General features: G+C 64.3%; 22 protein-coding genes. 7 read left to right on the forward strand and 15 right to left on the reverse strand.

The features are described 5' to 3' along the window. The first annotated feature begins 2 nt into the window (after nucleotides 1-2). Nucleotides 3-365 carry a helix-turn-helix domain-containing protein gene (locus PTE30175_RS19260; RefSeq protein WP_224788873.1) on the forward strand — a complete coding sequence of 121 codons (363 nt, stop codon included), beginning with the start codon at nucleotides 3-5 and terminating at the stop codon, nucleotides 363-365. Nucleotides 366-372: 7 nt separating this feature from the next. Here PTE30175_RS19260 and PTE30175_RS19265 read toward each other — a convergent pair whose 3' ends face one another. Further along, nucleotides 373-843 carry a CBS domain-containing protein gene (locus tag PTE30175_RS19265; protein WP_150698682.1) on the reverse strand — a complete coding sequence of 157 codons (471 nt, stop codon included), beginning with the start codon at nucleotides 841-843 and terminating at the stop codon, nucleotides 373-375. Between the two features lie 558 nt (nucleotides 844-1,401). Here PTE30175_RS19265 and infA point away from each other — a divergent pair. Continuing rightward, entirely contained in the window at nucleotides 1,402-1,623 is a 222-nt protein-coding gene (infA, locus tag PTE30175_RS19270) for a translation initiation factor IF-1 (RefSeq protein WP_150698736.1), read from the forward strand. 42 nt (nucleotides 1,624-1,665) lie between these two features. Here infA and PTE30175_RS19275 read toward each other — a convergent pair whose 3' ends face one another. The 3 genes from PTE30175_RS19275 to PTE30175_RS19285 form a co-directional block, all read right to left on the reverse strand. After that, on the reverse strand, nucleotides 1,666-1,962 hold the full coding sequence (locus PTE30175_RS19275; protein ID WP_150698683.1) for an acylphosphatase: 297 nt from the start codon (nucleotides 1,960-1,962) through the stop codon (nucleotides 1,666-1,668). A 112-nt stretch (nucleotides 1,963-2,074) separates the two neighbouring features. Continuing rightward, nucleotides 2,075-3,211 carry a metallophosphoesterase gene (locus tag PTE30175_RS19280; protein WP_150698737.1) on the reverse strand — a complete coding sequence of 379 codons (1,137 nt, stop codon included), beginning with the start codon at nucleotides 3,209-3,211 and terminating at the stop codon, nucleotides 2,075-2,077. Between the two features lie 84 nt (nucleotides 3,212-3,295). After that, nucleotides 3,296-3,625 (reverse strand): nucleotide pyrophosphohydrolase, encoded by a 330-nt coding sequence (locus tag PTE30175_RS19285; protein WP_150698684.1) that lies wholly within the window; start codon nucleotides 3,623-3,625, stop codon nucleotides 3,296-3,298. 203 nt (nucleotides 3,626-3,828) lie between these two features. On the opposite strand from PTE30175_RS19285, the gene PTE30175_RS19290 reads away from it, so the two are divergent. The 4 genes from PTE30175_RS19290 (at nucleotide 3,829) to PTE30175_RS19305 (ending at nucleotide 8,004) form a co-directional block, all read left to right on the forward strand. Continuing rightward, complete coding sequence (locus PTE30175_RS19290) at nucleotides 3,829-4,131, forward strand: 2Fe-2S iron-sulfur cluster-binding protein (RefSeq protein ID WP_150698685.1); 303 nt, start codon at nucleotides 3,829-3,831, stop codon at nucleotides 4,129-4,131. A gap of 124 nt (nucleotides 4,132-4,255) precedes the next feature. Further along, a complete protein-coding gene (gene ettA / locus PTE30175_RS19295) occupies nucleotides 4,256-5,923 on the forward strand; it encodes an energy-dependent translational throttle protein EttA (RefSeq protein WP_150698686.1) in 1,668 nt (555 codons plus the stop codon). A 98-nt stretch (nucleotides 5,924-6,021) separates the two neighbouring features. After that, entirely contained in the window at nucleotides 6,022-6,807 is a 786-nt protein-coding gene (locus tag PTE30175_RS19300; RefSeq protein ID WP_150698687.1) for a 3-hydroxybutyrate dehydrogenase, read from the forward strand. 15 nt (nucleotides 6,808-6,822) lie between these two features. Beyond that, the gene (locus PTE30175_RS19305; RefSeq protein ID WP_150698688.1) at nucleotides 6,823-8,004 is read left to right on the forward strand and encodes a DUF3734 domain-containing protein; all 1,182 of its coding nucleotides are present in this window, start codon (nucleotides 6,823-6,825) and stop codon (nucleotides 8,002-8,004) included. Nucleotides 8,005-8,031: 27 nt separating this feature from the next. Here the strand turns inward: PTE30175_RS19305 and PTE30175_RS19310 are convergent, their stop codons facing one another. The 11 genes from PTE30175_RS19310 to hemA all read right to left on the reverse strand — a co-directional run bounded on the left by PTE30175_RS19310 (nucleotide 8,032) and on the right by hemA (nucleotide 18,789). Beyond that, a complete protein-coding gene (locus PTE30175_RS19310; RefSeq protein WP_150698689.1) occupies nucleotides 8,032-9,693 on the reverse strand; it encodes a chemotaxis protein CheW in 1,662 nt (553 codons plus the stop codon). Then, nucleotides 9,690-10,250 (reverse strand): chemotaxis protein CheD, encoded by a 561-nt coding sequence (locus PTE30175_RS19315; protein ID WP_150698690.1) that lies wholly within the window; start codon nucleotides 10,248-10,250, stop codon nucleotides 9,690-9,692. The genes PTE30175_RS19310 and PTE30175_RS19315 overlap by 4 nt, the downstream gene beginning before the upstream one ends. Beyond that, nucleotides 10,234-11,076: a CheR family methyltransferase gene (locus PTE30175_RS19320; RefSeq protein WP_150698691.1), complete on the reverse strand. Its 843-nt coding sequence runs from the start codon at nucleotides 11,074-11,076 to the stop codon at nucleotides 10,234-10,236. Before PTE30175_RS19320 ends, PTE30175_RS19315 begins: the two co-directional genes overlap by 17 nt. A gap of 22 nt (nucleotides 11,077-11,098) precedes the next feature. Then, on the reverse strand, nucleotides 11,099-12,796 hold the full coding sequence (locus PTE30175_RS19325; RefSeq protein WP_150698692.1) for a methyl-accepting chemotaxis protein: 1,698 nt from the start codon (nucleotides 12,794-12,796) through the stop codon (nucleotides 11,099-11,101). A gap of 857 nt (nucleotides 12,797-13,653) precedes the next feature. Then, complete coding sequence (locus tag PTE30175_RS19330) at nucleotides 13,654-13,983, reverse strand: hypothetical protein (protein WP_150698693.1); 330 nt, start codon at nucleotides 13,981-13,983, stop codon at nucleotides 13,654-13,656. Nucleotides 13,984-14,130: 147 nt separating this feature from the next. Next, on the reverse strand, nucleotides 14,131-14,358 hold the full coding sequence (locus PTE30175_RS19335; protein ID WP_150698694.1) for a hypothetical protein: 228 nt from the start codon (nucleotides 14,356-14,358) through the stop codon (nucleotides 14,131-14,133). Nucleotides 14,359-14,466: 108 nt separating this feature from the next. Next, a complete protein-coding gene (locus tag PTE30175_RS19340; RefSeq protein ID WP_150698695.1) occupies nucleotides 14,467-15,081 on the reverse strand; it encodes a UbiX family flavin prenyltransferase in 615 nt (204 codons plus the stop codon). A gap of 44 nt (nucleotides 15,082-15,125) precedes the next feature. After that, nucleotides 15,126-15,443 carry a Grx4 family monothiol glutaredoxin gene (grxD, locus tag PTE30175_RS19345; RefSeq protein ID WP_150698696.1) on the reverse strand — a complete coding sequence of 106 codons (318 nt, stop codon included), beginning with the start codon at nucleotides 15,441-15,443 and terminating at the stop codon, nucleotides 15,126-15,128. Nucleotides 15,444-15,532: 89 nt separating this feature from the next. Beyond that, nucleotides 15,533-16,423, reverse strand: a complete 891-nt coding sequence (gene prmC / locus PTE30175_RS19350; protein WP_150698738.1) for a peptide chain release factor N(5)-glutamine methyltransferase — start codon at nucleotides 16,421-16,423, stop codon at nucleotides 15,533-15,535. A 2-nt stretch (nucleotides 16,424-16,425) separates the two neighbouring features. After that, nucleotides 16,426-17,508: a peptide chain release factor 1 gene (gene prfA / locus PTE30175_RS19355; protein ID WP_150698697.1), complete on the reverse strand. Its 1,083-nt coding sequence runs from the start codon at nucleotides 17,506-17,508 to the stop codon at nucleotides 16,426-16,428. After that, nucleotides 17,509-18,789: a glutamyl-tRNA reductase gene (gene hemA, locus PTE30175_RS19360; protein ID WP_150698698.1), complete on the reverse strand. Its 1,281-nt coding sequence runs from the start codon at nucleotides 18,787-18,789 to the stop codon at nucleotides 17,509-17,511. A gap of 309 nt (nucleotides 18,790-19,098) precedes the next feature. Here hemA and PTE30175_RS19365 point away from each other — a divergent pair, with 309 nt between their 5' ends. After that, a complete protein-coding gene (locus PTE30175_RS19365) occupies nucleotides 19,099-19,356 on the forward strand; it encodes a GlsB/YeaQ/YmgE family stress response membrane protein (protein WP_150698699.1) in 258 nt (85 codons plus the stop codon). Nucleotides 19,357-19,376 lie beyond the last annotated feature (20 nt).

Here is a 19,376-nt window from a genome sequence, read left to right on the forward strand (position 1 = left end):
CGGTGTCGTCGCGCGCGCCGCGCCTTCATGCATGCGGCCCGCTCGACGACGCGCGCGCATTCATTCACGCGCATTTCGACGAACCGCTGCGGCTGGCGCAACTGGCGGAGTTGTCGGCGTTGAGCGTGTCGCGTTTCGCGACGGCGTTCCGGGAGCGCTTCGGGCTCTCGCCGTACCGATATCTGTGCGGCGTGCGAATCGAAGCGGCGCAACGCCTGCTGTTGGCCGGCGTGCCCGGTTCGGTGGTTGCCACGGAAGTCGGTTTCTTCGACCAGAGCCATCTGGCACGCCACTTCAAGCGGACGTGCGGCATGACGCCGAGCGCGTTCTTGCAGCGCGCCGAAGCGGCGGCGCTGCAGTCCTAGGCTCGTTTCAGGACGGGCGGCTCTGTTTGGTCGTCATTGCGCCGCCGCCGCCCATGATGTAGTTCTCGAGCTGGTCGATCGTGAACTGCTGTTCCGAGATGATGTCCTTCACCAGATCGCCGATGGAAATGATGCCGATGAGCTGGCCGTCGTCCACGACCGGCAGGTGGCGCAGGCGATTTTGCGTCATGATCGCCATGCACTCCTCGTTGGTCTGATCCGGGCGCACATACATGACGGATGTCGTCATGACGTCGCGCACGGTGGTGTTTTCCGACGTGCGGCCGTGCAGCGCGACCTTGCGCGCATAGTCGCGCTCGGTAAAGATCCCGACGATCTTGTCGCCTTCCGTCACGAGCACGGCGCCCACGCGGCCTTCGGCCATCATCACGAGCGCGTCGCGCACAAATGCCGATGGGGGCACCTGGTACACCGTGGCCGATGTTTTGGTTTTCAGGAGTTGGGCGACAGTCTTCATGGTGACTCTCCTCGGAGGGGCGGGCGTGTTTACAGGATAGCCGAAGCGGCGAGTGCGAACAGGCCCCATGATCTGGCGGGTCCGATCGGCGCCACCGCTGCCCTGATGCCGAAAAACCGCAAAAAATGGCCCGAAAGTGCAATCCTGACGGTCAAAATGCTACAAAATTTACATGACAACTTCGAATGGGGGCCGGTTTCAGGCAACTTTTCCCCACGGACGAGCAATAAGAGCGTATCCTTGCGGAACCGGGTCAAAGAGGATCCGGTGATCGCCTGGCGTCTTCGACGTCATGTCTCTGCGGTTCGCTCCCTGGTGTCGTTTGCGGCGTCATGCCGTGGCCGGCCACCGCGCACGCACTGCGATGCATCGCGGCTACGCCGTGATGTGCCTTGCCTCTTCGAACCATTCGCCGTGAAATCGGTACGTCGCCTCCTGGCGAACGCCGCATTTCCTCCTGTCAGTTCGAGTGCGCGTAGCCGTCCGGCAACGCGCCGCCTGCGGCATGGCCCGGCGATTTTCACAACCGGCGCGCGAGCGCCCTATGAGGACACGAATTTGGCCAAGGAAGAACTGATTGAATTTAGCGGTCACGTCTCGGACGTGCTGCCCGACAACCGTTTTCGCGTTACGCTGGAAAACGGCGTGGAAGTATGGGCCTACGCCAGCGGCCGCATGCAGAAGAATCGCATCCGTATTCTGGCTGGCGATCGGGTGACGCTCGAAATGTCGCCTTACGACCTGACCAAGGGTCGCATCAACTATCGTCACAAAACGTGACGCACACCGGTTGCGGCGCAGCTTGACGCGGCTTGATGCCGCTTACAGCTGCTCGAACCGGTCAAACCGGCGATAAGTGTACGCCACCTCGCTCGTGACTTCGCTCACGCGCGCATCTGGCGGGCCGCGCCGCATCCATTCGAGCATCAGATCGACCTGATCGGGCGTGCCCTGCACCATCCCGATGATGGTGCCATCGGGCAGCGCCTGTATCCAGCCGCGTACGCCGAGCATATGCCCGTGGCGCACGGCCGCCTGCCGGTAGCCGACCCCGTGGATCTTGCCGGTAATGCGGACGGAGACGGTCTCGAGCAGCGTGCTCGGCGGCAGTTTTTTCATGACGAATCGGCGGGGCAGCGGCGTCGCGCGAGGCGAAGCCTGTCGGAACAGGGGGCGATTGTAACGCGCGACGATAACGCGGGTTTAGTTGCCCGCGTGCCGGCAGTCGAATTCAGCCCTTGGCCGGCACGAGCCGCAGCCGGGTGATTTCGGACGGCGCACCGAAGCGTTTGGGCGGCCCCCAGTAGCCAGTGCCGCGGCTCACGTAGACCCACAGCCGGTTCAGACGGTGCAGGCCGGCCACGAACGGCTGCTGCAGCGGCACGAAATACATCCACGGCCAGAATTGCCCGCCGTGTGTATGACCGGACAATTGCAGATCGAAACCCGCGGCTTCGGCCGCTTGCGCGCTGCGCGGCTGATGCGCGAGCAGAATGCGCGGCATGCCTTGCGGCGCGCCAGCGATAGCGGCCTGGGCGTCGCTGCGCTTGGCGGGGTCGAAGTGGTGGGCGCTGAAGTCCGTGACGCCGGCCACGACCAAGGCCGCGCCGTCGTGCTCGAGCACCACGTGCGCGTTCTCGAGCACATTCAGCCCGAGGCGGCGCAACTCGGTTGTCCACGCGGGCGCGCCCGAGTAGTACTCATGATTGCCGGTGACGAAGAACGCGCCGTGGCGTGCGCACAGGCGCGCGAGCGGCGCCGTGTGTTCGGACAATGCCGATACACCGCCGTCGACCAGATCGCCGGTGACCGCCACCATGTCGGGCTTGAGCGCGTTGACGGCATCGACAATCGCATCGACGTAACCGCGCTTGATCGTGGACCCCACGTGGATATCGCTGATTTGTGCGATCGTGAAGCCATGCAGTGCGGCGGGCAGGCCCGCCAGGGGCACGTCCACCTCGACCACTTGCGCCAGACGCCGCGCATTGAAGAAGCCGACCACGGTCGCGAACGCCGCGAGAATCAGCACCAGCACGGCCGAGCGCGCTACGAGCTGTGTATCCACGGGTGTGAACAGCGGCACGACGAACAGCATCGCATCGCGCAGCAGTGTGAGCACGAAGAGCGATGAAAAGATGCCCACGCACAACATGCCGGCCCACGACAGATAGTCGGACAGCGGCTGCTTTTGAATCGAGCGCCCCATCATGCCGACCGGGATGAGCACGCACGACGCCGCCAGGCCGAGGGCGCCAAGCACTTTCCAGGGCATGGCGACGGGCAGGACCGGCAACAGGCGCCAACCGATGTAGGCGTGCAGCAACGCGAAGACCGCGAGGAACAGCATGCGCGGCCGTGCGGACATCGCACGCCGGCGGGGTTGCGGGGAAGGTATGTCGGACATGGGGAATTCCGTGGAAAAAGGGGGCCGGGGCGTGCGGCGAATGGATCAGGGGTTGCCCGGCGCGGGATATTTTCGCGCGTTGAGCACGAGTTTTTCCTCGATCGCGCGGTTCAGGTCCACGCCGAGCACCGACGACAGCCGCACCAGATAGAGCGCGATGTCGGCCAGTTCCTGCTCGACGTGGCGCGCCTCGGGACTTTGCATGACAGCCTGCGATTCGGCTTCGCTTTGCCACTGGAAGATTTCCACGAGCTCCGCGACTTCCACGGACAATGCCATGGCAAGATTCTTGGGCGTGTGATGCCGATGCCAGTCGCGTTCGTCGGCGAACTGATGCAAGGCGGCTTCGAGGCGGGTGGTGTCGATGAGCGGCATGATGGACCGGATGCGGCGCGTCGCGAGCGGCGGGTGGGTCGCCCGACGCGCCAGGAGATGCGTATCTGGCGCCGCATTCGGGATATTTCAAGGCAGTTGCCGAGAATTTGCCGAAATTTGGCGGAGGAAGCCGTATGGTAGCGCGTCATCAAAAAGCGCGCCGAAGCGGACCGCGAAGCCCGCCACGTGATACCTTAGCGCCCATGACCGAACGCTTTTCCGTGACCCTTCTGCCCGCCGGCTGGACCTTCGAGGCTTCCAGCGATCAGCCGTTGCTGCTCGCCGCGCAGGCGGCCGGCATCAAGTTGCCGAGTTCGTGCCGAAATGGCACCTGCCGTGCATGCCTGTGCTTCAAGCCCGAGGGTGAGATTACCTACCGTATCGAATGGCCGGGCGTGAGCTTCGATGAAAAGCGCGAGGGCTGGATCCTGCCGTGCTGCGCCTACCCCAGAAGCGCGGTGACGTTGGACGTTCCTCACGCGTCGCGAAGCGCGACCCGTCCGTAGCCGATGAGGCGCCGGTAAGTCACCGGTAAATCGCCGATACCTGCGTTGCGTGTCGCGGCTCGCGCTTTCCTTCCCCCGCCTTTGCTACACTTCGGGTAATTCACCGTTTCAGTCAGGAAGCCGCATGGCACAGTACGTATTCAGCATGAACCGCGTGGGCAAGATCGTTCCGCCCAAGCGTCACATCCTCAAGGACATCTCACTGTCGTTCTTCCCGGGCGCAAAGATCGGCGTGCTGGGCCTGAACGGCTCGGGCAAGTCCACCGTCCTCAAGATCATGGCCGGCGTGGACAAGGAGATCGAGGGCGAAGCCATACCGATGGCGAACCTCAATATCGGCTACCTGCCGCAGGAACCGCAGCTCGATCCGGAGCAGACGGTGCGCGAAGCTGTCGAAGGCGGCCTGGGCGAAGTCTTCGAAGCCCGCCAGAAGCTCGACGAAATCTACGCGGCCTATGCCGAACCGGACGCTGACTTCGACGCGCTCGCCGCCGAACAGGCGAAGTACGAAGCAATTCTGTCCGCGGCCGACGGCAACAATGCCGAACAACAGCTTGAAGTCGCGGCCGACGCTCTGCGCTTGCCGCCGTGGGAAGCCAGGATCGGCCATCTGTCGGGTGGCGAAAAGCGCCGCGTGGCGCTGTGCCGTCTGCTGCTTTCGCGTCCCGACATGCTGCTGCTCGACGAACCGACCAACCATCTGGATGCGGAATCGGTCGATTGGCTCGAACAGTTCCTCACGCGTTTCCCGGGCACCGTCGTGGCCGTCACCCACGATCGCTACTTCCTCGACAACGCCGCCGAGTGGATTCTCGAACTGGATCGTGGCCAGGGCATTCCCTGGAAGGGCAACTACAGCTCGTGGCTCGACCAGAAGGAAAACCGCCTGAAGCAGGAAGAGTCGAGCGAGTCCGCGCGTCAGAAGGCACTCAAGAAAGAACTGGAATGGGTGCGCCAGAATCCAAAGGGGCGTCAGGCGAAATCGAAGGCCCGTCTGGCCCGTTTCGATGAACTGAACAGCCAGGAATACCAGAAGCGCAACGAGACGCAGGAGATCTTCATTCCGGTCGGCGAGCGTCTGGGTAACGAAGTCATCGAATTCAAGAACGTGTCGAAGGGTTTCGGCGACCGCCTGTTGATCGACGACCTGAGCTTTCAGGTGCCGCCGGGCGCGATTGTCGGCATCATCGGCCCCAACGGCGCCGGCAAGTCGACCTTCTTCCGCATGCTGACCGGTCAGGAAACGCCGGATAGCGGCGAGATCAAGGTCGGTCCGACCGTGAAGCTCGCGTATGTCGACCAAAGCCGCGACGCCCTCGACGGCACGAAGACCGTGTTCGAGGAAATCTCGGGCGGCGCCGACGTGCTGACTGTCGGCCGTTACGAAACGCCGTCGCGCGCCTATATCGGCCGCTTCAACTTCAAGGGATCGGACCAGCAGAAGCAGGTCGGCGCGCTGTCGGGCGGTGAACGCGGCCGCTTGCATCTGGCCAAGACGCTGATCGCCGGTGGCAACGTGCTGCTGCTCGACGAACCTTCGAATGACCTCGATGTCGAAACGCTGCGCGCGCTCGAAGACGCACTGCTCGAATTCGCGGGCTGCGTCATGGTGATTTCGCATGATCGCTGGTTCCTCGACCGGATCGCCACGCACATCCTGGCCTTCGAAGGCGACTCGCATATCGAGTTCTTCCCCGGCAACTACCAGGAGTACGAGGCGGACAAGAAGAAGCGTCTGGGCGAAGAAGCCGCCAAGCCGAAGCGTATCCGCTACAAGCCGATCACGCGGTAAAGCGAACGACCGAAGGCGCCAGCGATGGCGCCTTTTTTGTCTGATGATTGTCCGATGAAACATTACGTCGCTACATTTTTTCGATACAGGAGTGTTGTATGAGCCAGTTGAGCGGAAAAGTCGCAGTCGTCACCGGCGCCGCGAGCGGCATTGGCAAGGAAATTGCGCTGACGCTGGCCAAGGCCGGCGCGGCCGTGGCGATTGCCGACCTGAATCTTGACGGCGCCAACGCCGTCGCGAAGGAAATCGAAGCCGCCGGCGGGCGCGCGCTCGGCATTGCCATGGACGTCACTAATGAAGACGCCGTCAATCAGGGGATCGACAACGTCGCCGCCACGCTCGGCTCGGTCGACATTCTCGTGTCGAACGCCGGCATCCAGATCGTCAATCCGATTGAGAACTATGCGTATTCGGACTGGAAGAAGATGCAGGCCATCCACGTCGACGGCGCATTCCTGACGACGAAGGCCGCGCTCAAGCACATGTACAAGGACGATCGCGGCGGCGTCGTCATCTATATGGGCTCGGTGCATTCGCACGAAGCGTCGCCGCTGAAGTCGGCGTACGTCGCGGCCAAGCACGCATTGCTCGGCCTCGCGCGCGTGTTGGCGAAGGAGGGGGCGAAGCACAATGTGCGCTCGCACGTGGTGTGCCCGGGCTTCGTGCGCACGCCGCTCGTTGACAAGCAGATTCCGGAACAGGCGAAGGAACTTGGCATTTCGGAAGACGAGGTCGTCAAGAAGGTCATGCTCGGCGGCACCGTCGACGGCGTGTTCACGACCGTGGAAGACGTTGCGCAGACCGTCCTGTTTCTCTCGGCCTTCCCGAGCGCCGCGTTCACGGGCCAGTCGTTCGTCGTAAGCCACGGCTGGTTCATGCAGTAATTGGAGGACAAACCCATGACCGCGAACCCGCCCAAGGTCCCGCGACGGACGATTGATTTGCCGCCCTATGAGACCGTGGCGCTGGTGCTGCAAGGCGGGGGCGCACTGGGTGCGTACCAGGCGGGCGTGTTCGCGGGGCTGCATGAAGCGGGTATCACGCCCAACTGGCTTGCCGGGATTTCGATCGGCGCGCTCAATACTGCCATCATCGCGGGCAACGCGCCCGAGCGCCGGGTCGAACAGCTGGACGCGTTCTGGCGCACGATCTGCCAGCCGGCCGTGTTCCCGCCGATGCCCGCCGCGTGGGAAGCGGCGATGCTGGGCGGTCCGGAGTCGGGGCGTGTCGCCTATAGCGCATGGCAGGCATGGCGCGCCATGACCGAAGGGCAGAAGGGCTTCTTCACGCCGCGCTTTCCGCCGCCGCTGCCGACGGCCATGGGAGACCCCGCGCACGCCAGTTTCTACGATACGTCGGCAATGCGCGCGACGCTCGAGAAGTTCGTTGACTTCGATCGCATCAATGCGCGCGAGATGCGTGTGTCGATCGGCGCGGTCAACGTGCATACCGGGAATTTCGTCTACTTCGACAACACGCGCGACACCTTGCGCGCCGAGCATTTCATGGCGTCGGGTGCGCTGCCGCCGGGATTCCCGGCCGTGGAGATCGACGGACACTATTATTGGGACGGCGGCCTCGTCTCCAATACGCCGCTATCCGAAGTATTGGGCACGTCACCGCGCCGCGACACGCTCGCGTTTCAAGTCGACCTGTGGAGCGCGCGCGGGCCGTTGCCCGACAATCTCAACGACGTGGCCGGACGCCAGAAGGACATTCAGTTCTCGAGCCGGACCCGGTTGGTGACGGACCACCTGCAGCGCGCCCAGCATTATCGCCGCGTGCTGCGCGAAGTATTGGAGCGGGTGCCGGCGGACTTGCGCAAGCACGATCCGTGGTGTCACGCCGCCGAGCAGATCGCGTGCAGCAAGCGCTATAACGTGATTCAGATGATCTACCGCAACAAGGAGTACGAAGGGCACTACAAGGACTTTCAGTTCAGCCTGCCGACGATGCTCGATCACTGGGCGAGTGGCTACGACGATGTGTGCCGCACACTGGCGCATCCGGATTGGCTGGAATTGCCGACCGATGAATCGGGTTTCGTGACCCACGATATTCATCGGCACGCAGCCGTCTGAGTCGTACCGGAAATCGGGCTGGGGCCGTCATGCCAGCGCATGGCCGATCCGCTCCGTGAGCGGGGCGAGGTCGAGCAGCATCAACGTCTTCGGCGCGCCGTCCTGGGACGGTATCTCCACTGCCTCGCGCATATCGAGCCGCAAATCGTTGCCGGCCTGTCCGATCAACACGGCCGGCACCGGCAGCTTGTCGGCTTCGTCGATCGTGACGATGTTCTCCACCGCGTCGACCACCAGCCCGAACTTCTCTTGCCCGCGTTCGATGATGAGGATGCGCGCGTGGGCTTCGTCCGCATACGGCTTCATTCCGTAGATCGCGCGCAGATCGACGATCGTCACCAGTTGTTTGCGCAGGTTCAGCATGCCGCGCACGAACGATGGCGCGCCCGGCGCGCGGATGATGTCCGGCGAGAAATGGATGATCTCGCGCAACTGGTCGATGCGTACGCCCAGCAGGTAGTCGAGACGAAACGCAATGTACGCCTGACGTGCGCCGCTGCGCGCGCCCTTGCCCCGGCGGCCTGGCGTGGCAACGCCCGCAGCATTGCGGTAGAGATCGCGATGGCCTTGCGTGAGCGACAGGACCTGGTCGTGCGTGAAGAGTTCGTTCGGGTTGAGCAGGATGATGTCCGCGCCCCCTTCACGCGCGATGCATCCCGCGAACAGCCCCGCATGTCGCCGGCTGAACGAGGGAATCGCCAGCAGTTCCTCGGCATGATAGGTCACGATGCTGTCCACGGCATCGACGAGCAAGCCGAAGTGCACGTCTTCCTGTTTGACGATCAGCACGCGCCGTTCGTCGGCCGCTGTCCCGGCGACAGCGGCATCTGGCGGCGTGGCGGTCATGTCGAGGAAACGGGCGAAGTCGATGACCGGCACAATGATCCCGCGCAGATTGAGCATGCCGATGCAGAACTCGCTGCCGAACGCCGAGTTCTGCAGTTCAGGTTTGCGGATGATCTCCTGGATCGCACTCATCGACAGTGCCAGACGCGCGTGCGCGACGCGAAACGATACGCATTGGAGCCGTTGGCCTTGCACTGAGCGCCGATGTTGCGGCGCGGTTTCGGCTTGCCGCGCGAGCAGGTGCGGCATGTTTTCGATACGGACGAGCGCCGACGGCGACAGAATTTGCAGGATGCGATCGCCGTTCGCGAGCTTGATCGCCCCGGCGATCACCGGGGCGGGGCGCGCGGCATCGGGCGAGCCCTCGCCGTAGACGAAGTCGGTTTTCTGGGACGGACGAATCCGCAGGATCTCGCCGGTCGTATCGAACAACAGGCCGACGCGCACGCCGCCGTGATCGACGATGGCAATTTTCTCCGTGGCGCGCACACCGGCATCGGCGATGCCGAGCAACGGCTTCAGGTTGACGATCGGGATGAGCGTGCCGCGCAGATTGAAGAGGCCGAGCAGAAATGACGGCGCGAGCGGCACCGGCGTCACGCGCGCGGGGTAGTTGACCACCTCCTGCAACGACGATACCGGCAGCGCGAGCTCCGTCTGGCCAAGATGGAACGAGCCATAGAGCTCGATCGCGTCGGGCACCGCGACCGCGGATTGGGCGGGCGGCGAGTCCGGCACGGGACGCATGCCGGGCGGCAACGCCGACGGCAAGCCGGGCGGGGTATTCAATCCCGCATAGGCGGGCATGCTGCCGTAAGCGCCTTGATCGGAACGCGCGTTCATGGGGATTCCTTTTCATGCGCGATCGGTGGCATGGTGACCGGCGACAGCGGCGATGCCGGGGGCGTGCCTGGATGCGGTGCCACGCCGATGGTGCGCACCGTGAAGCGGTGGTGTGCGCAGTCGATCGTCATCTGCCGGCCGGCCTCGCCGCCGATCTCCAGATGCACGATGCGGATCCCCGCCGCTTTCATCAGGTCCTGCGCCATCTTTGCGTTCTGCGCGCCGATAAGCCCGTGACGGGCCGGGGGCTGGTGCGGCATCATGTTGCCGCCGCCCGCGATCACCGCTTCAACTTCGCCGCGCCGGGCATCGCCGATCCGCATCAGCGCGAGCAGCGACGGCACCGCTTGCGTCACATACTTGGCCCCGATCGCCAATGTCGGCTGCGGCGCTTCCGGCAGCAGGCAGTGCGCAAGTCCGTACAGGCCGCGCGCGCGCCACATCAACCCGATCCCGACGCACGACCCGAGCGTGGCGCGCAGGACATCACCCCCGCGTCCGAGTTTCACGTCGCCCATCAATACCTGGATCTCGTGTACCTCATGCGGTTCTGTCATGCGGCGCCCCGTGGTTGCGGTAGATGAGCGGCTGCTCGAACGCGAAACCGGTCTTCAGCCGCGAGAGCGACTCCGATTCGCCGACGATCAGCATGCCGTCCGGCGCCAGCGATTGCCGTACGTTCTCGATCACGCATTCCTGATCGGCCGTTTCGAAATAGATGAGGACGTTACGCAGCAGTGCCAGGTCGAAGGCCTCGCGTGCCGCGAGCGGGCGGTACAGATTGTGCTCGGAGAACATGATGTGCGTGCGCAGCGCCGGTATCACCGCATAGCCGCCGGCGCTTGCGCGGAAATACTTTGCCAGCATGGCCGGCCGTGCCGCCTTGAGTCCGTCGATGCTGCGCCCGTGGAACTGGCCCGTCATCGCCGAGGCCAGCACCTGGCTCGAAATGTCCGTCGCATGGATCTGGTACTGGAATGACGGATGACGGGCCCGGAACTCCTCGCACAGCATCGCCGCCGAATACGCCTCCTCGCCCGATGACGCGGCCGCCGACCACAGATGGAAGACGGCCCCGCGATGCGCGTCGAACCACCGCGGCAGGTAGTGCTGCGCGAAATAGTCCCACACGCGCGGCGTGCGGAAGAACGATGTCTCGTTCGTCGTCACCAGATTGATGAAGTTGCGGACCTCATCCGGCGTATTCTCGAGCAGCGCGAGGTAGTCGCGATAATTGCGCAGCGCGAGCGCACGCAAGCGGGGCCGCAGGCGGCCCTGCAGCAACGTCCACTTCTTCGCTGTCATGGAAATGCCGGTGTGGCGGTGCACGAGACCCAGCAGGGCGTTCTGGGTGCCTTGGTCGACTTCGCTGTCGATATCCATGGTGACGCTCCATCACGCCGGGTCAGACGACAAACCGGGAGACGGTGCGATTCAGCTCGTCCGCGCCATGCGTCAAGCCGGTGGTGGCTTGCGCGATGGTCTCGCATGCCCCGGCAGACTTCTCGGTTTCCTCGGCCACGTGCTGGATCGCGACACTGACTTCACGCGCCGCCACGAGTTGCTCTTCCGCCGCGCAGGAGATTTCCGAAATGGCCTGCGTAGTGCGCCCCACGCCGCCCACGATCTTCTCGAACGCCTCGCCCGCCTGCTTCGAAATCTCGCTGCCTTGCGCCACGCGCTTGGTCGACTCGTTGATCAGCTTCGAGATCTCCTTGGTGGCCTGCGACGAACGTTCGGCGAGCTTGCGGACTTCATCGGCCACGACCGAAAAGCCGAGGCCGTGTTCGCCGGCGCGCGCGGCTTCGATCGCCGCATTGAACGCGAGCAGATTGGTCTGCCCGGCGATCTCGCCGATCACCTTCACGATCTCGCTGATGTCTTCCGACGATTTGTTGATGAGCTCCATCGCCTCGACTGACTTAGCGATGGCGCGCGCGCCGGTCTCGGCTTCCTGCTGCGTCGACTTGGCGAGCTGATCGGCGCCCTTGGTGTTGTCGGCGATCGAGTTGATCGACGCGGTCAATTCCTCGATGGAGGCATTCATCTCCTCGACCGTCGCGCCGAGCGCCTGCGCGCCACTCGCGACTGTGTTGGCGCGGTCAGCGATGTCCTTCGATGCCCCGGAGAATCCGCCCGCCGAATCGACGACCTTGCCGATCACGCCGCGCAGGTCGTCCATCATGTGCTTGATCCCTTCCGCGAGCTGGTCGATCGGGTCGGTGCCGCCCACGGCCACATCGCCGGTCAAGTCGCCGGCGGCGGCGCGGTTCACCGTCTGCAGGAGCCGCGCGACCTTTTGCTGGTCGTCCTCGGCCCGGCGCTTGACCGACGCTTCGAGTTCGACTTGCGCCGTGATGTCGGTGGCGAACTTGACGACCTTCCACGGGCGGCCGTTCATGTCGAGAATCGGGTTGTACGTCGCCTGAATCCAGATCGCGCGGCCGCCGCGGCCCAGGCGCTTGTAACGGCCGGCGTCGAATTCGCCGCGATTGAGCTTTGCCCAGAAGTCGCGGTAGGTTTCCGATGCGGCGTAGTCCGGTTCGCAGAACATGCGGTGATGCTTGCCGCGGACATCGTCGAGCGAGTAACCGAGCGTGCGCAGGAAGTTGTCGTTGGCCTGGATGACGGTGCCGTCCAGGTTGAATTCGATGACGGCCTGCGCAAGATCGATCGCGCGCACACGGCCTTCGTACTCCGCGTTCTGGCGGCGCTGCTGCGTGATGTCCGTGGCGAATTTGATCACCTTGTACGGACGGCCGCTCGCATCGAGGACCGGATTGTACGAAGCCTGAATCCAGATTTCGCGGCCGCCGCGGCCGAGCCGGCGGTACTCTCCGCTGTCGAATTCGCCGCGGTTGAGCTTGGCCCAGAAGGCGCGATACGCTTCGGATGCCGCATATTCGGGTTCACAGAACAGGCGGTGATGCTGGCCGCGAATTTCATCGAGCGAATAGCCGAGCGTGCGCAGGAAGTTGTCGTTCGCGTGCAGCACGATGCCGTTCAGATCGAACTCGATGACCGCCTGCACACGGTTGAGCGCGGCGCTGACAGCCTCCAGCTCTTGTTGTTCCATCTGCAGGTCGGGGGTGGCGATCTCCATAACACTCTCCCAGTCGAAAAGGCATGCCTCGGTATGCAGCATTACGACCGTCTGAATACCGACTTGAGATCGGGGCCAACCCGGAGTTGTGCTTGTGGAAGGCGGGGGAATACGCGACGGCCTTGCGCTGCAAGGGCGCGGCGCCGGCCGGGGAGGGAACGGGTGCCTTTCGGCAAACCGTTTCAAACGCATGGATGAAGTCTTCCCACTAGCGCCTCGGCCCGCGAAGGGCGGCGCCAGCGGAAAAATTCCCTCCCCCCAAGGGGGAGGGTGAAGATAGTCGCGCTATTCGGGGCAGTGAAAGGGCGACGGCGTCATGGGATGCAAGTGCCGTGCCAATCCGGGGACCGTCCGCCAACCCGCGCCGCAGCGTGAGGGCGGTATGTGCGTGGGAGCGATGTTACGGGTTCGGGCGTACGATGTTACGTAACAAAGTACGACAACGGCGCTCCGGCGTTAAATCTGCTTACACGGATTACAGACGCGTGATGTCAATCGGGAGGCGGGATGGATATAAAGGAAGCGTGCACCACCCGTCCCTAAAAACAAGGAGTCATCATGAAATATGTCGTTGCTGCGATCCTGCTCGCCAGTCTGGCCGGATGTATCGTCGTTCCCGCACGTCCGTACGGCGGTTATTACTACGGTCATCCGTGCTGTTATCGTTATTGATCGGCTTCACGCCGTCCGGCGAAGTCCGGGCGGCGTGCGCGCCTCACGCGCCGCGCGCGATTGCGGTGCGGCCGCTGTGCTGGGCGCAGCAACGACAAACACCCCGGTGGCAGTCTTCTGCCCCGGGGTGTTGTCTTGTCGGTGGAAATGGCGCGCCGTGACGCAGGTGTCACGGCAGAACGGACTTAGTCGCGATCGTGATGGCCGTGGCGGCCGCGGTCGTCGTCACGGTCCCAGCCGCGACGCTCCCAGCCGCGGTGCTCCCAGCCGCGATGCTCCCCGCGATCCCAGTGTTCGCGCTCACGCCAGTGCGGCTCGACGTAGACCGGTTGCGGTGCGACCACCAATGGCGCCGGCGCATAAACGGGCGGCGGGGCGTAGACGGGGGCCGGGGCCACGAGGACCGGACCGGGAATGCCGATGTTGACGGACACGTCGGTACGAGCGAAGGCGCTGGCCGATACGAGCATGGCCGCGGCCAATCCGGCGGCGGCAATCCATGGGGTGCGTTGCATCTGATCTCCTTGTCGCTTGGCGCGCCGTGTGCGCCAACGAGGCGGCGGCGCGCGAGCTATTCATGGCGACCGATTTTACGGACAGCTGCCTATTTCGGGTGCTACGGCCGCACTACATTTGTAACAAGTCGTTAGCGCGAACCCGCGCTAGTGCGGCGGATGACGGCGCATATGCACGCCGCCGGCGTGGTGTCCGTCGTGCGGACCATGGGCACGCCAGTACGCGCTGCGCGGCGCATGGTGGCGGCGTTCGCCGGGACGTGCCGGCGACAGCGTCGGCCAAAGGAAGCCGCGCCAGAGTGCGCCGGCGGGCACCGAGAGGATGGTCGTGATGACCAAAAGGATCACGACCGCGTAGACGATGACGGGCTCCATGACGAACTCCGTGGAAAATCGAGCGCCGGGCGTCGGCGTGCCCGCATGCGCTGTGACTGTAGTTTTTTAACTATAGTCGATGTGCACTGTGGGTGAGCGCGGTTGTCGTTACGCTTCGCTGTCCTTGCCCAGGCCCGCCCAACTGTGGGACAAGGCGGGGCCGACACCGAACATGTCCAGGACACGTCCAACGGTGTCGTCGACCATGGCTTCGAGCGATTCGGGCCGGTTGTAGAACGCCGGCAGCGGCGGGAAAATTACGCCGCCCATTTCCGTCACTGCCGTCATATTGCGCAGATGCGCGAGGTTGAACGGCGTTTCACGCACCATGAGCACCAGACGGCGGCGTTCCTTCAGCGTGACATCCGCAGCCCGCGCGATCAGGTTGTCCGACAGCCCGTGTGCGATGCTCGCGAGGGTTTTCATGGAACAGGGGGCGACCACCATGCCGGCCGTTGCGAATGAACCGCTCGCAATCGTCGCGCCGACCTCCCGCACGCTGTGCGTGACGTCGGCCAAGGCCTGAACTTCGGATTTTTCCATCCCGAGCTCGTGGCGCAGCGTGAGCCAGCCGGCACTGGAGACCAGCAGATGGGTTTCGACGCTGCCGAGACGGCGCAGCAGCGTGAGCAGGCGAACGCCGTAGATGGCGCCCGTTGCGCCCGTGATCGCCACGACAAGGCGAGGCTTTTGCGGCAGCTGGTCGGGCGGAGGGGGGGTCATCGAGGCATTTTTCTGTGCCGCCTGGGCGGCAGCGCCCGCGAACGTTACTGCGGCAATTCGGCCAGGACTTGCTTCAGTTCGCCGCTCTGGTACATCTCCATCATGATGTCCGAGCCGCCGATGAATTCGCCGCCGATATACAACTGCGGGATCGTCGGCCAATTGGCGAATTCCTTCACGCCCTGACGGATTTCTTCGTCTTGCAGGACGTCCACGGTGAACAGGTCGCTCACGCCACACGCCTTGAGGATCTGCACGGCGCGGCCGGAAAAGCCGCACATCGGGAACTGGGCGTTGCCTTTCATGAAAAGCACGACGGCGTGGCTGTTGACGATTTGCTGGATACGTTCCTGGGTGGACATGATTCTTGAACCTGTGGGGAGCCGCGAATTCGGCGTATCGCTCATTCTAGCGTTTTTCTGCCTTGCCCGCCCAAGCCGGTTGGGGCTGTTCAGACCCGTCGCCCGCCGGTGGTCCGCTCGATCCCGGCCAGATCGTGCGCCGAAAATACATCGGCGAAGTTCGCCGCGAGGCACAAATCACGTACCGCAGCGGCTTGATCGTAGCCATGCTCGCACAACAGCCAGCCGCCGGCGCGCAGACGGGACGGGGCCCCGGCGACGATACGGCGCAGCGCCGACAGTCCGTCGGCGTGATCGGTCAGCGCGTCGACCGGTTCGTGACGCAAGTCGCCTTGCGACAGATGCGGATCGCCTGCGACGATATACGGCGGATTCGAGACGATGACGTCGAATGGGGCGGTGATGCCGGATTGCGCGTCCAGCGCGGCGTACCAGTCGCTGGCGACGAAGTGCACGCGCGGATTGTCCGCCGGGCCGAGCAGATCGAGTTGTGCCGCATTGGCGCGCGCCACGTCCAGCGCTTCGGCGGATCGGTCGAGCGCGGTCACGTGCGCGGACGGGCACGCATGGGCGATCGCCAGTGCAATTGCGCCGCTGCCGGTGCCCAGGTCGAGCACGCGTGGGGCGGTGATTCCGGCCAGGCGCGCCAACGCCAACTCGACAAGCAGCTCGGTTTCCGGCCGTGGAATCAGTACCGCAGGGGAAACGGAAAGCGTCAAACCGAAGAATTCGCGTGTCCCGGTGAGATAGGCAATCGGTTCGCCGGCGAGGCGGCGCGCGCGCAGCGCGGAAAACGCGGCGACCGTGGCGGGGCCGAGCGGGTCGCGGTCGCGGGTGATCAACTGGGTGCGCGTCCAGCCAAGCACATGGGCAAGCAGGATGCGGGTTTCCAGCGGGGGCAGGCCTGGATCACGCAACAGCGCGGCGACGGTCGCCGCCTGCGGCGCGTCGTCGTTCGCCTGGTCAGCCTCACCCGTCAAGCTCACGCGGCCTCGCCGAGGGATGCCAATAGTTCGGCCTGGTGCTCGGTCGCGAGCGCATGGATCATTTCGTCGAGATCGCCGTCCATGATCGCTTCCAGCTTGTATAGCGTGAGATTGATCCGGTGATCCGTCATGCGCCCTTGCGGGAAATTGTACGTGCGAATGCGCTCGGAGCGGTCGCCCGAGCCGATCAGGCTCTTGCGGGTGGCGGCTTCCTTCGCTTGTTGCGCGCGCAGCTGCGCGTCCTTGATGCGTGCCGCGAGGACATTGAGCGCCTTGTCCTTGTTGCGATGCTGCGAGCGGTCGTCCTGGCACTCCACGACGATGCCCGTCGGCAAGTGCGTGATCCGCACGGCGGAGTCGGTCTTGTTGACGTGCTGGCCGCCGGCGCCGGACGCGCGGAAGGTATCGATCCGGATGTCCGCCGGATTGATCTCGACGTCCGCAACGTCGTCGGCTTCGGGCATCACCGCCACGGTACACGCGGAGGTGTGGATGCGGCCTTGCGTCTCGGTCGCCGGCACGCGTTGCACGCGATGGCCGCCCGACTCGAATTTCAGCCGCGAATAGGCGCCCTGGCCGATCAGCCGAACGATGACTTCCTTGTAGCCACCCAGATCCGATTCGCTGGCGGACATCACCTCGACCTGCCAGCGCTGACGCTCGGCGTAACGCGTGTACATGCGCAGCAGGTCGCCCGCGAACAGCGCGGATTCGTCACCGCCGGTGCCGGCCCGGATTTCGAGGAAGATGTTGCGCTCGTCGTTGGGGTCGCGCGGCAGCAGCATGCGCTGGAGTTCATCCTGAAGCGCGCCCATCCGTTCGCGCGCGACAGCGCTTTCCTCTTCCGCGAACTCCTTCATCTCGGGATCGAGCGCCATTTCCTGCGCGGCGCTCACGTCGCTCAGCGCCTGGCGGTAATGCTGGTATTGCTCGACGACCGGCGCAAGCTCGGCGTGTTCGCGCGTGAGCTTGCGGTAGTTGTCCAGGTCGGCCGTGACGTCGGCCTGGCTCAATAGCCCGTTTAGCTCGACCAGACGTTGCGTCAACTGGTCGAGCTTGGCTTGCATGCTCGCTTTCATCTATTTTTCGGCAGTTCCCGAATGACGAAACAACTCGGGAATGAGGTGGAGGATGCGGTCGCGGTCTTCGCCGCGCGCATGATTGAGCGCGTGCGTGGGACCGTGCAGGAATTTCTTGGTCAGCGCCTGGGACAGCGCCTCAAGGACGGCGGCCGGGTCGTCGCCGCGCATCAGCATGCGCCGCGCACGTTCGAGTTCGGCCAGACGGACGGCTTCCGCCTGCCCGTGAATGTCGCGGATGACCGGCACGACGCTGCGCGCATCGAGCCATTGCATGAAGTGCTGCACGCGTGTCTCGATGATCGCTTCGGCTTGCGCGACGGCGGCCTGACGCAGGGCATTGCCCTCGCGCACCACGCTGCCGAGATCATCGACGGTGTACAGGAAGACGTCCGCCAGGCGGCCGACTTCGGGCTCGATGTCGCGCGGCACGGCCAGATCGACCATGAACATCGGCTTGTGCTTGCGCGCCTTGATGGCACGTTCGATCGCGCCCAGGCCGATGATCGGCAGCGTGCTCGCAGTGCACGAGACGACGATGTCGAATTCATGCAGCCGGTTCGGCAACTCGGACAGCCGAATGGCGCTGCCGCCGAAGCGTTCGGCAAGCTTCTCGCCGCGTTCGGCGGTGCGGTTCGCCACATACAGCGATTTCGGGTTCTGCGCCGCGAAATGGGTGGCGCACAGGTCGATCATTTCGCCCGCGCCGATGAACAGGATGTTCTGAGTGCTGATGCTCTCGAAGATCCGCTGCGCGAGGCGGACGGCGGCGGCGGCCATCGACACCGAATGCGCGCCGATTTCGGTCTGTCCACGCACCTCCTTGGCAACGGCGAACGTGCGCTGGAACAGCTGGTTCAGATAAGTGCCGAGCGCCCCGGCTTCCGAAGCGGTGCGCACTGCGTCCTTGAGCTGGCCGAGGATCTGCGTCTCGCCGAGCACCATCGAGTCGAGGCCGCTGGCCACGCGAAAGGCATGACGGACGGCATCGGACTGGGGCAGGGCGTAGATATGCGGGGCGAGTTCGGCAGCCGGGATATTGTGGAACTGCGCCAACCAATGGATCGCGCGTTCGCGCGCGGCGGCATCGGCCGTTGCGCAGTAGATTTCGGTACGGTTGCAGGTCGACAGGATCGCCGCTTCGGGCGCGCTGCCTTGAGCGTGCCAGAGACCCTTCAACGCGGCCAGCGCCGGCTCGATCTGCTCGAACGGAAACGCCACCCGTTCGCGCAGCGATACGGGCGCCGTGTGGTGATTCAGGCCGAGTGCGAGCAGTTGCATGGTGTGGGGTTCTGGACAGCCCCTTGATTATAGCGTGGGATGGCCGGGTACGTTCAGCACCCGCGCACGCCCGCCGGGTGACGGGCACATAACTCCCATCATGGCTCACCGCGCGGCTTTTGACAAATAGGACGGACTTATACCGGGAATAGCGTCCCGGCGTGACCGGCGCCGTCATGCTGCCGTGCGTCAATCGGCCGCAGGTGCCGCCGCCGCGGCGCAGGGGCTTGCCGGCGGGCGGGGAAGTCGGGCTATACTGCCCCCGGGCCGCCGCCCGCGGCTGCCAACCATTTTTCAGGGAGAACCGTCATGGGCATTATCGGCACTATCGTTGTCGGCTTCATTGTCGGCCTGATTGCACGGGCCTTGCACCCCGGACGAGACCAGATGGGCATCATCATGACCATCGTCCTCGGCATCGGCGGCGCACTGCTCGCAAAATACGTCGGCCAGTTCCTCCATTTCTACAGCGAAGGGCAGTCGGCGGGCTGGATCGCTTCGATCATCGGCGCCATCGTGTTGCTCGTCATCTACGGCATGGTCAAGCGCAACACCGCATCGTCGTAGACCTCACCTGCAGGGTGGCG

The sequence above is a fragment of the Pandoraea terrae genome (genome assembly GCF_902459695.1).
GTDB classification, from domain to species: Bacteria; Pseudomonadota; Gammaproteobacteria; order Burkholderiales; family Burkholderiaceae; genus Pandoraea; species Pandoraea terrae.

What these genes read in the sequence shown, in the direction of transcription:
- PTE30175_RS19265 (WP_150698682.1), bottom strand. Translation starts at nt 843, where the DNA reads ATGAAGACTGTCGCCCAACTCCTGAAAACCAAAACATCGGCCACGGTG.
- ettA (WP_150698686.1), top strand. Translation starts at nt 4,256, where the DNA reads ATGGCACAGTACGTATTCAGCATGAACCGCGTGGGCAAGATCGTTCCG.
- PTE30175_RS19335 (WP_150698694.1), bottom strand. Translation starts at nt 14,358, where the DNA reads ATGGAGCCCGTCATCGTCTACGCGGTCGTGATCCTTTTGGTCATCACG.
- PTE30175_RS19305 (WP_150698688.1), top strand. Translation starts at nt 6,823, where the DNA reads ATGACCGCGAACCCGCCCAAGGTCCCGCGACGGACGATTGATTTGCCG.
- PTE30175_RS19300 (WP_150698687.1), top strand. Translation starts at nt 6,022, where the DNA reads ATGAGCCAGTTGAGCGGAAAAGTCGCAGTCGTCACCGGCGCCGCGAGC.
- PTE30175_RS19340 (WP_150698695.1), bottom strand. Translation starts at nt 15,081, where the DNA reads ATGACCCCCCCTCCGCCCGACCAGCTGCCGCAAAAGCCTCGCCTTGTC.
- PTE30175_RS19280 (WP_150698737.1), bottom strand. Translation starts at nt 3,211, where the DNA reads ATGTCCGCACGGCCGCGCATGCTGTTCCTCGCGGTCTTCGCGTTGCTG.
- PTE30175_RS19330 (WP_150698693.1), bottom strand. Translation starts at nt 13,983, where the DNA reads ATGCAACGCACCCCATGGATTGCCGCCGCCGGATTGGCCGCGGCCATG.
- PTE30175_RS19310 (WP_150698689.1), bottom strand. Translation starts at nt 9,693, where the DNA reads ATGAACGCGCGTTCCGATCAAGGCGCTTACGGCAGCATGCCCGCCTAT.
- PTE30175_RS19275 (WP_150698683.1), bottom strand. Translation starts at nt 1,962, where the DNA reads ATGAAAAAACTGCCGCCGAGCACGCTGCTCGAGACCGTCTCCGTCCGC.
- PTE30175_RS19285 (WP_150698684.1), bottom strand. Translation starts at nt 3,625, where the DNA reads ATGCCGCTCATCGACACCACCCGCCTCGAAGCCGCCTTGCATCAGTTC.
- PTE30175_RS19320 (WP_150698691.1), bottom strand. Translation starts at nt 11,076, where the DNA reads ATGGATATCGACAGCGAAGTCGACCAAGGCACCCAGAACGCCCTGCTG.
- prfA (WP_150698697.1), bottom strand. Translation starts at nt 17,508, where the DNA reads ATGAAAGCGAGCATGCAAGCCAAGCTCGACCAGTTGACGCAACGTCTG.
- PTE30175_RS19325 (WP_150698692.1), bottom strand. Translation starts at nt 12,796, where the DNA reads ATGGAGATCGCCACCCCCGACCTGCAGATGGAACAACAAGAGCTGGAG.
- PTE30175_RS19315 (WP_150698690.1), bottom strand. Translation starts at nt 10,250, where the DNA reads ATGACAGAACCGCATGAGGTACACGAGATCCAGGTATTGATGGGCGAC.
- hemA (WP_150698698.1), bottom strand. Translation starts at nt 18,789, where the DNA reads ATGCAACTGCTCGCACTCGGCCTGAATCACCACACGGCGCCCGTATCG.
- PTE30175_RS19365 (WP_150698699.1), top strand. Translation starts at nt 19,099, where the DNA reads ATGGGCATTATCGGCACTATCGTTGTCGGCTTCATTGTCGGCCTGATT.
- PTE30175_RS19290 (WP_150698685.1), top strand. Translation starts at nt 3,829, where the DNA reads ATGACCGAACGCTTTTCCGTGACCCTTCTGCCCGCCGGCTGGACCTTC.
- grxD (WP_150698696.1), bottom strand. Translation starts at nt 15,443, where the DNA reads ATGTCCACCCAGGAACGTATCCAGCAAATCGTCAACAGCCACGCCGTC.